This window comes from Pontibacter arcticus (assembly GCF_003284895.1).
In the GTDB taxonomy this organism is placed as follows: Bacteria; Bacteroidota; Bacteroidia; order Cytophagales; family Hymenobacteraceae; genus Pontibacter; species Pontibacter arcticus.
This window is the reverse complement of sequence record NZ_QMDV01000001.1, coordinates 916,117-927,979: the sequence shown is the minus strand read 5'-3', so window position 1 is coordinate 927,979 and position 11,863 is coordinate 916,117. Positions and strand designations below refer to the sequence as shown.

The following is an 11,863-nucleotide window of genomic DNA, read 5'->3' as shown; positions in this document are numbered from 1 at the left end:
CTGTGGATAGCAGCACCCTTTCCGAAAAACTGAATAACACATTAAGCAGCCTTCGCTATGGCGAAAACCCACCGGAACTTTACGAGCCTATCCGGTATATTATGGCGTTGGGCGGAAAACGGATAAGGCCTTTATTGGCGCTGCTGGCCGCAAATATGTATAAAGACGATGTGGAAAACCTACTTTTGCCAGCTGCGGCAGTAGAGGTTTTCCACAACTTTACCCTCCTCCACGACGACATCATGGACAAGGCACCACTACGCCGTGGGCAGCAAACCGTACACGAAAAGTGGAACGCCAACACGGCCATACTTTCCGGGGATGTGATGCTGGTGCGTGCGTACGAACTGTTACTGGGTATTGAGCCGGCCATACTTCCAAAGGTGTTGCAATTGTTTAGTAAAGCCGCTGCTGAAGTATGCGAAGGCCAGCAACTCGACATGAATTTTGAGCAACGCCAGCAGGTAAGCATACCCGAGTACATCCACATGATCACCCTGAAGACAGCAGTGCTGCTTGGTTTCAGTTTAGAGATGGGCGCTCTATTGCAGGGCGCACCCGAAGCGGATTCGGCACATCTGCAGGCATTCGGTATTAACATTGGTATTGCTTTCCAGCTGCGCGATGATTTGTTGGATGTGTATGGCGATAAAGCGAAATTTGGCAAGCAGGTAGGCGGCGATATACTATCGGATAAGAAAACGTTTTTGATGCTGACCGCGCTCGAACAAGCTGACGAATCGCAACTCCAAAGTATAAAAGCCTGGCGCCACAAAACCGACGAAAGTATAACTGCTGAAAAAGTAAAAGCTGTAACAGAAGTGTATGACCAACTCCAGATAAAACAGCAAACCGAGCAGCAGATAGAAGTATACTTCCAGAAAGCCATGCAGCATTTAGACGCTGTGGAGGTGGCAGAAAATCAGAAAACCGACTTACGCAACCTTGCCCTGCAACTAATGGAGCGAGAGGCTTAGGTTGCGTTATTGTCTGAATCAGGATTTTCGGGATGCCAACGGAATTGCAGGATTTTGATTGTTGAATGGTTGAAGTATAAAATAGCTTCTACCGCAAGTTTAGCGCAGCGTAACTTGTGGTTTTGCATGATGTAAGTTTGTAACTTACTTTCTGCGACAGCAGAAAAATTACACTTACAGAAACAGTTAGCTTATTTGTCATCCTGTAAAGAATCCTGGTAATGAGTCGCAAGTAATTCATAAGACCCTTAACAGGACGACAGAACGGGAAAGGCCGATCTCATACTTCTAAAGCCTTTACCAAAGTATAACCCATTGCAGTCCTTGCTTTTGCAAAGCAAAGAAGTTGAAAACTTCTATCCATACTTTACCACAAGTTACCGCTTCGCTCAAACTCGCGGCAGTAAAATTTTCATGCAACTTAACAAGCAACAATTTAGCCATTAACATTACCACATTAAGAAATTTAATACATCAGCACGTTACCTAAAATGAGCATTACTCTTATATTAATTATACTTACCGTTGGGATTTCGTGGTACGCTTGGAAGAACCACAGCTTAATGGCTGGTTGGATCTTTGAACCATACCGTATTCAGCGCGATAATTCGTGGCACCGCTTTTTGACCTCCGGGTTTCTGCACGCCGATTTCACGCACCTGCTTTTTAACATGTTTACGCTGTTCTTCTTTGGCAATGCCGTGGAGCAGACGTTTGGTGCCTTTTTCGGAGGTACAACCGGCATCCTGATTTATTTGCTGATTTATTTGGGCGGCGTTATTGTAGCAGATATTCCGACTTACCTGAAACACCGCAACGATCCGGGTTACCGCGCATTGGGCGCATCAGGTGGTGTGGCCGCTGTTGTGTTCTCAAGTATACTTTTTTATCCTACACAGGATATTTGCCTGTATGCTATACTTTGCATTCCGGGTTTTATACTTGGTGTGCTGTATCTAATCTACTCTTATTACCAGGGCAAGCGCATGGGTGATAACATTAACCACGACGCTCACTTTTACGGCGCTGTTTACGGGTTTGTACTGAGCATTGCTTTTGTACCACAAGCACTGCCAAACTTCTTCCAGCAGATCAGCAACTGGCGTCTGCCTTTTTAAAGAAGTATAAACTCAGAAGCAGCATAAGGCTAACCGGCTGTTTGTAAGCAGGCTACGTATAAGGAGTTACATAAGCTCCTACACCATGCGCACCAGCCCAATCATCCTGAAATATTCTCTATTTATACTTTTACTGGCTCTCTCATTTAATGCTTCGGCCAGGCAGCAACCTGTTTGTTTACTGGAACAGGTAATGCGGGAAAGGCCCATCCTAGCAGAACTTTTAACGAAGGCCGGGTATGCGCCACTGCTTTCCTGCGATAACACCTATACCATCCTTGCTCCACCGGAAAGTGCTTTACGTGCCTTGCAGGCTGCATCAGCAGGAGAGGTGCGCGCTACATTGGCCGCCCACATCCTGAAAGGAAATTACTTGCAAAGCGACCTGAAAGAAGGCAGTTCTATACCCACCTTAGCTGGCAGTAAACTAAGTATCTTCCGTAAAAAAGACCAGACACTGGTAAATGGTGTGCGCATCTTACAAGCCGATAGCAAAGCGAAAAACGGCGTTATTCATGGGCTTGATAATGTACTGGCCATTTAGGTTTGCCACACGTGGAACATCTCTATAAGTAACCTTTAGCCTGAAGTGTAAACAACTCGGCATACTTCCCGTTTTGCGCCAGAAGCTCTTCATGCGAACCTAGCTCTTTCAACTGGCCATTCTCCAGAAACAAGATCCGATCGGCCATGCGTACCGTAGAAAAGCGGTGGGAGATAAGCACGGCAGTTTTACCGGCAATCAGTTCAGAGAAACGAAGGAAAACCTCGTGTTCGGCGCGCGCATCCAAAGCTGAGGTTGGCTCATCTAAAATAAGCAACTGTGCATCGCGCATGTAAGCACGGGCCAGCGCTACTTTCTGCCACTCGCCACCCGATAGCTCCACACCTTTGTTAAAGCGCTTGCCTAACACCTGCTCATACTTGTCTGGTAGTTTCTGAATAACCTGATCGGCTAAACTTTTATGGGCGGATGTTTGGATGCGGTCTTTATCTAAAATATTGCTGATCTGGCCAATGGCAATGTTATCGGAAGCCGACATCTGGAACCGCACAAAATCCTGGAAAATAATGCCCACCTGGTGCCGCAGATCGTTCAGATCATAATCCCGCAGGTCTTTTCCATCTAAAAGTATGCGGCCTTCTGTGGGTTCGTAAAGGCGTGCTAAGAGCTTAACCAAGGTAGTTTTGCCAGCGCCGTTCTCACCAACCAACGCCAGTTTTTCGCCGGCCTGCAGATGGAAAGAGAGGTGCCGCACGGCCCAGCGCTCGCTGTTATGGTATTTAAACCCGACGTTCTCAAAGGTAAAGCCTTTCTGTATCGGCCTCGGAATAAGATGCGGGTTAACCGGAGGTGTAATGTTTGGTTTCAATTCCAGGAAATCGAACAGGTCCTGCAAGTATAAAGCGCTCTCAGCGATTTGCGAAAAACGTGTCATGATGCCCTGCAGCAGCCCGCGCATGTTGTTAAAGGAACCCGCCAGAAACGTGAGATCACCAATAGAAATAGCACCTGAAACCGCCCTGAAAAGTATAAACACGTAAGCCCCATAATACGCCAGCGTACCAATACCCGAAAGTATACTTCCCCACACAGCGCGCCGCACAATCAGGTTCTTGTTCAGGTTATAATACCTATCCGAAAGTGCCCGGAAACGATCTGCCAGGAAACCGGAAAGGTTAAAGGTTTTGATCTCTTTGGCTGTTTCGTCGGAGGCACCAATGTAGCGCAGGTAATCGAGTTCGCGGCGTTCGGGCGTCCAGGAGCGGGATAAGGAGTAGGTGCGTTCGTTAAAATGCGATTCGCCGAGGAAAGACGGAATTACCGCAATCAAAAGTATAACGATCAGCCACGGGTTAAAAGCGATAAGGCCAACGGCCAGGAAAGCAATCGTAACCATATCCTGCACCTGCGAGAGTACCTGCGACATCAGCACCACTCGCGTTACCGTTTGCCTACGTGCCCGCTCCAGTTTATCGTAAAAAGTAGCATCTTCGAACTGGGCTAGGTCCAGCGTAGCGGCATGTTCTATTAAGGTGACAGAGGTTTTGTTGGAGAACAGATCGCCGAGCAGGCTATCGAGCAGCGTAATGCCGCGGTTAATGAGGTCGGAAAGTACTGCCAGTCCAAGTTCCAGCGCTACGAGTTCCCATAAATAAGTTAGTTCGCGTTCGCCGTTCAGCCCGTATTGCCGGATCACTTCATCAATAATCAGCTTGCCCACATACAACATCGCCAGCGGAATAGCCGATTTTACGAGGCGCAACAGCATGTTGCCGATGGTCATGCTTTTGCTGGTATGCCAGATCAGCCTGAAAAATTTAGGCAGGTTTTTGAGTGCGCCTACTTGCTCTTTAAAGCTTTTTTTATCGTTGGGGTTCTGTATTGCGGAGCGTGTTCCTTTTTTAGCTTCTTTCATGATAGAGAAGTATACAGCCGGCTCAGGATTATGTTTTAAAGTATAGCCACGGGTCTTTCTAATTCAGTGCCTATGTTGTAAATGATATAGCTGCTGCCTTATATTTGATTTATTCCATCTCCTTAAAGTATAAACACATAACAGAATGAAATCAATTCTTAAAAGTGCTTTGGTTCTTCTTACACTAAACTTAACTGCCTGCTTTTGCCACACCGCCGAAGCGCAGATAAAGCATGTACAATATTTCGATGCCCATGAAATTGAAACGGATGATAAGCGCGCAGCAAAATTTATAGAGATAATAGAACGCCAGACCGACGAAGCGCAGGCAGGTACAATTCGTTATTATGAGATGCCTCCGGATTCCGGTGATTTTATTCTGCTGAAAGAAGGCACTTATACTTCTGTTTTTCATCCGCGCAAAGCACATGGGCAATTGGTCTCCTACTTCCGGCAAGGTAACAAGCGTACAATTAAATCATACGACAATGGGCAGCTGCTACTCGATATGGAATGGTATGAGAACAAGAAGTTGAAACATAGTATAGCGTATACAAACGGTAAGCCAGACGGAGAATTAAAATCTTATTACCCAAGTGGTGCCCTAAAGCGCGAAGAAATGTATGCGGCAGGGAAACAAGTATCCGGTAAATGTTATGCAGAAGATGGTAAAGAAATAGCGTTTGTTCCGTTCCGGGTACTTCCCCAGTTTCCGGGAGGCGAGCAGGCAATAGGAGCTTTTATTGCGCAGAACGTGCGCTACTTGGCTAAAAGCCAGCACCAGAAAGAGAGCGGCACTGTAATCGTTAGTTTTATAGTGAAGGCGGATGGCAGTATCGATAAATTTAATGTTTCACAAAGTATAAGCAAAGGCCTGGATAACGAGGCGCTCCGGGTTGCCCATAAAATGCCAAAATGGAAGCCCGGCGAAATGGAAGGCGAAAAAGTTGCTGTTTTATACCACATGCCGTTCAAATTCACGTTACGCTAACTTAACCTTCACTTATGAAAAAGCTGTTACTCATCTGTTTCACTTTTGCGCTTAGCCATACTCTGTTTGCGCAGGCCACTATGCCGCCACAGGAAGTAGCTACCGTAGAAGCACTTGCTAAAACGGCACTAAGTATAATTTCCGGGCCAAAAGGGCAGCCGCGCGACATGGAGAAGTTTAAAGCGCTGTTCCTGCCAAATGCCCAAATGGGAGGCGTGTTCTTTAAAAACGACAGCAGCTTTGTGCGCTTAACCACGGTAGAGCAATTTGCTGACCGTAACGGGCCAGCCTACGCAGAAATGGGCTTCTACGAAAATCAACTGGCACTGCGTGTAGAGCAGTTCGGCAACATTGCCACGGCTTTCCAAACCTACGAAACCCGGTTGGGCAGCTCTGCTGGAAAAGTACAGGACCGTGGCGTTAATATTTACCAACTGGTATTTGATAAAGGGCGCTGGTGGGTAGCAAGCCTTGTCTTTACACCGGAAACACCCAAGAATCCGATTCCGAAGAAATACCTGAAATAAAAGTATAAAGGCTATAAATGAGAAAAGCCCGGCTAAAATAGCTGGGCCTTCTCTCACCTTAAAACAAACTAAACTAATCTAATTTCTAACTAACTTTATATTAATGCCTTAACAGGCAAGTCGTCTCTTTTTTATACGGGCAATAAGCAATCTGAAATAGAGCGGACTAATTTTTTGCTGAAAAAAATAATACAGAAATTTGCATATGAATTATGCGTTTTCTATTTTAGCATTTCCAACTATTCCCTCCCTTATTGCGGGTGCAAAATTACATTTTTAGTTTTCTAATCCCAAAGAAAACAGCAATGTTTTTTTTAAATTTTTGCACATTTTTTTTAAGCTTATTTTTTGATTTGTGATCTGCTGATATTCAGACGTTTATACTTTATATACGTGCGCTTAAATCTGAAATAAACTGCCTCTGAAACTGATCTTAAAAGTATAAAACTGAAATTTCGGCAAAATTTTTAAAAACCAGGGCAGTAAGTATAAAGTGCGTCTCTTGTTTTCTACCTGGTTCATATGTTGCTGAAACTACCTTGCACTTCCAACTAACGTCTGCGCTAGGGTAAACAGTCTTGAAACGCTTCCTCACAAAGAAGCATACTCCAACTCTTAAACTTAACAGACCAAAACTAGCCGCGGTTTGCTTCTCGCGTGTTCGTTATTGCCAGGTGCACCAGCCGTAAATTCCTGCCTGACCGCTGAACTGAAATGTAGAATGCCCCTGAACGGGAAGGTTTATACTTTGGCGGATGCGCTTGTTGAAGTTTAGGCCTTAAGGTAAATTTCTTGCTAAAGGTTAAAATAACCAGTGTGATAACTTTTCGAAAAAATATTATACTTCAGAAGCAACCTTTCTGTTCGCTACTGCATCTGTTAGTTAAATTCCGGTTTTCAGGATTCATTCTCTAAGTAAACACTATAAAACAAAATAAAACTATGAAGATCTCAACACACGCCGCATCGCTGATTATGCTAGCTACCATGGCTTTTTTCTTTGCACACATCCCGGCCTTTAGCCAAACTTTAAGAGGTAACGGGAATGTAAAAACCGAGAGCAGAACGGTGAGCAACTTTAAAGGTATTGATGTAAGTGGCGGATTTGCAGTAGAAGTTATATTGGGCAACAAGGAGGGCGTTGTGCTGGAGGCGGAAGAAAACCTGCTCAGCAATATTAAAACAGACGTTAGAAACGGCGTGCTGCACATTTACAACGATAAGAGCCTGAACTCGAGCAAGCCCATGAAAGCGTTTGTGACCGTTAAAGAACTGAATAATATCGACATTAGCGGCGGCGTGAAAGTAACCGGTAAATCCACTTTTAAAACCGGAACATTTGATCTGGATATGAGTGGCGGTTCTAAAGTTATACTTGCCCTGCAAGTACAAACTCTGAAAGCCGACCTGAGCGGAGGCAGCAATGTAACCTTAACGGGTCGTGCAAATGAGGTAACAGTGGATATGAGCGGTGCCAGCAAAGTAGAAGCCTCCGAACTGGAAGCCAAAAATGTAAAGATAGAAGCAAGCGGCGGCAGCAAGATAAAAGTGTTTGCAAAAGAAAACCTGGATATTAATGCTTCCGGCGCATCGAATGTAGCGTACAAAGGCAGCCCGAAAATAGATGCCGAAACATCAGCGGCTGCTAAAATTTCTAAAATGAACTAGTACAAACTTATTCCACAAAAAAGCACAGCTCCTGAAGGCTGTGCTTTTTTTGTGCTTAGGCAGTTAAGTTACTTCCGCTGCAAGAGTAATTTTAAAGTATGATGCAGGGCTTTGTTATCGCTTAACGGTCCGTGGCCGGGTACCACAACGGCGGCATCAGGGTACCTGAATAGCACATGCCTGATCGCTTCTGGCCAGGCCGTAAGGTTGGCTTCTGCTACATTTCCCAGGTTTTTGGCATCTTCTGCTTTTACCAGGCAACCCCCTGCAAGCAACTTTGTTTCGGGCAGCCATACCACCAGGTTATCCGGTACATGGCCTGCTCCCGGAAAGTATACTTCTATTTCGGTTCTGCCAATCGTAAAAGTTGTATCAGTAGGAGGTAAAACAGGGCTTGGGTTGCCCAGACCTTGCTCAAATGCTTTTTTAGAAGTTAGCGCAGTACTCCATACTTTTACTTTTTGTTTTTGCAAAGCTGCAATGCCACCCATTCTGTCCTGGTGCGCGTGCGTAACAATGCAGTGTGTAACAGGCTTTTTCAGGTTTTTTGCAACCCAGGTCAGTACCTGTTCTGTCTGCGGATCGTCCCAGGGTGTATCTATCAGCACCACGCTATCGGTTGTGCTGATGATCAGGCCGTTGGCTGGTACCTTTTCGCCGTTAAATGTGCCGTACGAAGTATAAACGTAGAGGTCGGGCTTTACCTTGGTTACTTGTATACGCGCTTCCTGCGCCTGCACAAGCTGTGCAAACCCGAATATCAGACCAAGTATAAAAAGCAGGCGGAACGGCATAATCAAAGTATAAATTAGCGTTTAGGAACTGGCAATACAGGCAAGCTCGCGTGCCCGCCGGCATCTACACTTTGCACTGCAAAAAAGTAATTGTCTTTGGAGTAGTTAAGTGTAGCCTTTGTATCTGTTACGTAGAATTTCTTTTCCCAGACCGGGCTGCTGGTTTCGCGCATCAGTACAAGATAACCAGCCGGTTTTTTACCTTTTGCAGGCGCTTCCCATTGCAGGTCTGTTTTGTTGGTAAGGTCGGAGGTAAGTACCGCTACTTTTTGCGGGGCAGCCGGAGCCAGGCCCAGACTTGCCATGGTTGCCAGGTTAACGGCTGTGTTTTTGCGCAGGTATTCAAAATCCATGAACTCGCTCAGGTCGCCATACTGTTTGCCGTTTTCTTTGCGGAGGTCCTGGTGCTGGTGGTCAAAATCTTCGTTCATCTCGCTCATGCGCACAGCCGCGTAGCCTTGCTGGTTAAACGGTGTGTGGTCGCCGCCACGAAGGAAACGGTCAGGGCGGTACTCCAGCATCACTTGTATCTGGTCTACATACTTTTCGCCGGCCATTTTCAGGTAGCGGGCCAGGTTGCGGCTGGGGCCATCGTTTTCTGAGCCTAAAGTGCGGCGCAGGCGTGCTTCTGCTTCGGTTTCGTTGGATGGTGTGGCTTCGCTGAAAACACGAACGCGGGTATTGTCGTGCAGGCCGGTTTCGGCAGAATAAGAATTGCCGATTATATCGTTGTTAAGTACAGCTACAATGTTCCAGTTTTCCTTTTTGGCGCGCTCGGCTAAGTGCGTAGAGCCTTTCAAACCTTGTTCCTCGCCCTGGAAAGCGACAAACACCAAGGTAGCCGGAAACTGCCGCGAGGCCATGATACGGGCCATTTCCATGACAATAGCAACACCGGAGGCATCATCGTTCGCCCCCGGCGCTTTGCTTTTAAAATCCATTACATCGGTAACGCGCGAGTCGAGGTGGCCTGCCACAATAATAACGCGGTCGTCGGTGGGGTCAGAGCCTTTCAGAATGGCCATCGGGTTTGCCATTTCGGTATCCTGCGGTATGCGGCGGCCATCTGCTTTTACAATGTAGCGGTCCATCTCTACGGTCATGCGGCCACCGGAGGCTTTGGCATATTGTTCAAATTCAGCCTTTACCCATTCGCGGGCGGCGCCTATGCCTTCTTTTTTGCTGGTAGTGGTGCTTAGCGAGTGGCGCGTGCCGAAGGTTTCCATCTTTTTAACCAGGCTTTCCAGGTTTTTAGCGGATACTTCCTTTACCATTTTGCTGATCTCATCATTCTGCGGAATGGCTTCCTGGGCTATACTTGGCGTGTTTATACTTAAGAAAGCCCCGGCTACGAACAGCAGTTTAAAGAAACGGGGAAAGCGGAAATTTAGCGTCATGTTTGTTAGGGTGAATAGCGTTGAGAGAGTAAGATAAGCACTAGCGCTTAAAAATCATTATGCTCCATCTCAGAGATAGAAATTTATACTTGCCGGTGCTGTTAAAAAGCCAGCTGGCAGCGTTCGTTTTGCAGTAAGTATAATTCGTCTTCTACCTGAAGTATGGTTTTCGAGTTTTCCATTTCGGCTTGGTAACGTCTGGATAAGTCGCGCCGCCGGATTGCTTCCAGGAAACGGCGGGCATCTTCGCGGGTTTCTAACGTGAGGCCGGGTACCTGGGTGGGTTTTTCGTCGTCTCCTTTGGCTACCATGGTAAAGTAGGACGTGTTGGTATGCTTTACGGTGCCGGTTTTTACGTTTTCGGCAATTACTTTTATGCCCACCAGCAGCGATGTATTGCCCACATAATTTACAGAAGCCAGTAGCGAAACCAGATCGCCTACCTCCACGGGTTGCAGAAAATGTACGCCATCCACTGTTACCGTAACGCAGTAATTGCCGGCATGCTTCGAGGCGCAGGCATACGCCACTTTATCCATCAAAGAAAGTAGAATGCCACCGTGTATCTTACCGCCAAAGTTGGCATAACTCGGGATCATCAGCTCGGTGAGGGTAACGCGGGAATAAGAGACAGGTCGGAAGTTAATAGTTGCCATACAATATAGTTTTGGCAAGTATACGCAACACAAGCTAAATAGCCGGCTTCTTATTTTTGAGAAAATTATTTAGAATGCTGAATGTTAACGTATAAAAGCAGGTTTATACGTTACAAAAACACTACATCCAGCACGGCTTCGTTGCCTACTTCGCGGTTAAGCAGCTCTATTACTTTACTTTTCGACATGTTTAGTTCGTGTTTAAGCGGAGCAGAGGTGAGGCGTACAAACAGTTTATGGTCGCGAAAGTATAATTCCTGTGTTTTCATGGCGATGGGTTTGCCCATGATCTTGGCCCAGCTTTCGGTGATGTGTACTTCGCTTAACTTGCCCTCGAGCCGGTACGCTTTGATCAGCGCTTTTATACTATCCCCGATCGGCTGCATCGCCGCCTTGCGTTTATCAATCTCCTCTTTCTTTTTGTAATAGCGCACGAGTGGGTTGTTGTAAATGATGGTAAATTATGAATCAATTTCAGTAGAATAGCTTCACATAAATGGCAATGTCATTTCTTTAATTCTCTTTCAATAATAGTTTTCTTCTCTTCAATCATTTTTAAAATGAATGGTTCAAAGCCCTCTTTAGGGTAATTTGGGTTAGGTACTTTTGTGCCCATCAAATTAGTTGCAATGCCTGAGCTTGCTGCTAAGCCTGCAAAAGGACTGTTTATAAAATGATGCTCCGATAGCTGACCATACAAAGCTTTTAGTTGACTAATGTGTTCTGATAACTCAATAGCAGAAGTATTGTTAAACTCGGTTTTAATTCTTCTATTGATAATTTTCTGTAACTCATAGTAAGACGCTTCTTCACTATTTGTCCCTTGACGGCAATATATTGCGTTTTTCCTTAATGAACTTCCTTCTTTTTTAGAGATGAACGGTAAAAAATTATCCTGTTGATTCACAATTATAACTTGAATTTTTTTCTGTCGATTATGCCAAATTCATTTCCTTTATATTGAAAATCAATTATTTCATACTCTAATTCATCTGGTAAATACTTGTGAAGCCTTTTGTGAATAATAGCTTTATCTAAAATTTCAGATATGCCAGTAGGAAGCAGACCATCGTTTGATTCAGTAATCCCTATTATAATGGCCCCTCCACCTGAATTAGCTATAGCGAGTATATGTTTACTCAGTTTAGAGTCTTCAATCCAATCCTGCTTAAAGTCAAAGTTATTTTGTTCTCCAAAATTTTCATTCAAAACGTTTTTGAATTTATCTCTTGTAGGCTCTGTGAGGAATTTTGCAAATTCTTCTTTGAATGTGATTTTCATAGTTATCACTGCTGACTGTGAGAAAATATTAACG

The 11,863-nt window shown here is 45.3% G+C and carries 13 protein-coding genes; 6 read left to right on the top strand and 7 right to left on the bottom strand.

Going from position 1 to position 11,863, the window contains the following annotated elements:
* The first annotated feature begins 2 nt into the window (after nt 1-2).
* The 3 genes from DP923_RS04170 to DP923_RS04160 all read left to right on the top strand — a co-directional run bounded on the left by DP923_RS04170 (nt 3) and on the right by DP923_RS04160 (nt 2,639).
* Nucleotides 3-977 carry a polyprenyl synthetase family protein gene (locus DP923_RS04170; protein WP_112304527.1) on the top strand — a complete coding sequence of 325 codons (975 nt, stop codon included), beginning with the start codon at nt 3-5 and terminating at the stop codon, nt 975-977.
* 491 nt (nt 978-1,468) lie between these two features.
* Nucleotides 1,469-2,095, top strand: a complete 627-nt coding sequence (locus DP923_RS04165) for a rhomboid family intramembrane serine protease (RefSeq protein WP_112304526.1) — start codon at nt 1,469-1,471, stop codon at nt 2,093-2,095.
* 85 nt (nt 2,096-2,180) lie between these two features.
* Nucleotides 2,181-2,639: a fasciclin domain-containing protein gene (locus DP923_RS04160; protein WP_112304525.1), complete on the top strand. Its 459-nt coding sequence runs from the start codon at nt 2,181-2,183 to the stop codon at nt 2,637-2,639.
* A 22-nt stretch (nt 2,640-2,661) separates the two neighbouring features.
* Here DP923_RS04160 and DP923_RS04155 read toward each other — a convergent pair whose 3' ends face one another.
* Complete coding sequence (locus tag DP923_RS04155; RefSeq protein WP_112304524.1) at nt 2,662-4,515, bottom strand: ABC transporter ATP-binding protein; 1,854 nt, start codon at nt 4,513-4,515, stop codon at nt 2,662-2,664.
* A gap of 145 nt (nt 4,516-4,660) precedes the next feature.
* On the opposite strand from DP923_RS04155, the gene DP923_RS04150 reads away from it, so the two are divergent.
* The 3 genes from DP923_RS04150 (at nt 4,661) to DP923_RS04140 (ending at nt 7,701) form a co-directional block, all read left to right on the top strand.
* Nucleotides 4,661-5,506: an energy transducer TonB gene (locus tag DP923_RS04150; protein ID WP_112304523.1), complete on the top strand. Its 846-nt coding sequence runs from the start codon at nt 4,661-4,663 to the stop codon at nt 5,504-5,506.
* A 14-nt stretch (nt 5,507-5,520) separates the two neighbouring features.
* Nucleotides 5,521-6,033, top strand: a complete 513-nt coding sequence (locus DP923_RS04145; protein ID WP_112304522.1) for a hypothetical protein — start codon at nt 5,521-5,523, stop codon at nt 6,031-6,033.
* A gap of 942 nt (nt 6,034-6,975) precedes the next feature.
* On the top strand, nt 6,976-7,701 hold the full coding sequence (locus DP923_RS04140) for a head GIN domain-containing protein (protein WP_112304521.1): 726 nt from the start codon (nt 6,976-6,978) through the stop codon (nt 7,699-7,701).
* Between the two features lie 68 nt (nt 7,702-7,769).
* On the opposite strand, the gene bla is transcribed toward DP923_RS04140, so the two are convergent.
* From bla to DP923_RS04110, 6 genes are all read right to left on the bottom strand, one after another.
* Complete coding sequence (gene bla, locus DP923_RS04135; RefSeq protein ID WP_112304520.1) at nt 7,770-8,495, bottom strand: subclass B1 metallo-beta-lactamase; 726 nt, start codon at nt 8,493-8,495, stop codon at nt 7,770-7,772.
* A 14-nt stretch (nt 8,496-8,509) separates the two neighbouring features.
* Entirely contained in the window at nt 8,510-9,892 is a 1,383-nt protein-coding gene (locus tag DP923_RS04130) for a M20/M25/M40 family metallo-hydrolase (protein ID WP_112304519.1), read from the bottom strand.
* Between the two features lie 101 nt (nt 9,893-9,993).
* A complete protein-coding gene (locus tag DP923_RS04125) occupies nt 9,994-10,548 on the bottom strand; it encodes an acyl-CoA thioesterase (protein ID WP_112304518.1) in 555 nt (184 codons plus the stop codon).
* A 110-nt stretch (nt 10,549-10,658) separates the two neighbouring features.
* The gene (locus DP923_RS04120; protein WP_112304517.1) at nt 10,659-10,982 is read right to left on the bottom strand and encodes a DUF721 domain-containing protein; all 324 of its coding nucleotides are present in this window, start codon (nt 10,980-10,982) and stop codon (nt 10,659-10,661) included.
* Between the two features lie 71 nt (nt 10,983-11,053).
* Nucleotides 11,054-11,455: a hypothetical protein gene (locus DP923_RS04115; RefSeq protein ID WP_112304516.1), complete on the bottom strand. Its 402-nt coding sequence runs from the start codon at nt 11,453-11,455 to the stop codon at nt 11,054-11,056.
* A 2-nt stretch (nt 11,456-11,457) separates the two neighbouring features.
* Nucleotides 11,458-11,829 carry an RNA-binding domain-containing protein gene (locus DP923_RS04110; protein WP_112304515.1) on the bottom strand — a complete coding sequence of 124 codons (372 nt, stop codon included), beginning with the start codon at nt 11,827-11,829 and terminating at the stop codon, nt 11,458-11,460.
* Nucleotides 11,830-11,863 lie beyond the last annotated feature (34 nt).

What these genes read in the sequence shown, in the direction of transcription:
- DP923_RS04165 (WP_112304526.1), top strand. Translation starts at nt 1,469, where the DNA reads ATGAGCATTACTCTTATATTAATTATACTTACCGTTGGGATTTCGTGG.
- DP923_RS04160 (WP_112304525.1), top strand. Translation starts at nt 2,181, where the DNA reads ATGCGCACCAGCCCAATCATCCTGAAATATTCTCTATTTATACTTTTA.
- DP923_RS04155 (WP_112304524.1), bottom strand. Translation starts at nt 4,515, where the DNA reads ATGAAAGAAGCTAAAAAAGGAACACGCTCCGCAATACAGAACCCCAAC.
- DP923_RS04150 (WP_112304523.1), top strand. Translation starts at nt 4,661, where the DNA reads ATGAAATCAATTCTTAAAAGTGCTTTGGTTCTTCTTACACTAAACTTA.
- DP923_RS04145 (WP_112304522.1), top strand. Translation starts at nt 5,521, where the DNA reads ATGAAAAAGCTGTTACTCATCTGTTTCACTTTTGCGCTTAGCCATACT.
- DP923_RS04140 (WP_112304521.1), top strand. Translation starts at nt 6,976, where the DNA reads ATGAAGATCTCAACACACGCCGCATCGCTGATTATGCTAGCTACCATG.
- bla (WP_112304520.1), bottom strand. Translation starts at nt 8,495, where the DNA reads ATGCCGTTCCGCCTGCTTTTTATACTTGGTCTGATATTCGGGTTTGCA.
- DP923_RS04130 (WP_112304519.1), bottom strand. Translation starts at nt 9,892, where the DNA reads ATGACGCTAAATTTCCGCTTTCCCCGTTTCTTTAAACTGCTGTTCGTA.
- DP923_RS04125 (WP_112304518.1), bottom strand. Translation starts at nt 10,548, where the DNA reads ATGGCAACTATTAACTTCCGACCTGTCTCTTATTCCCGCGTTACCCTC.
- DP923_RS04110 (WP_112304515.1), bottom strand. Translation starts at nt 11,829, where the DNA reads ATGAAAATCACATTCAAAGAAGAATTTGCAAAATTCCTCACAGAGCCT.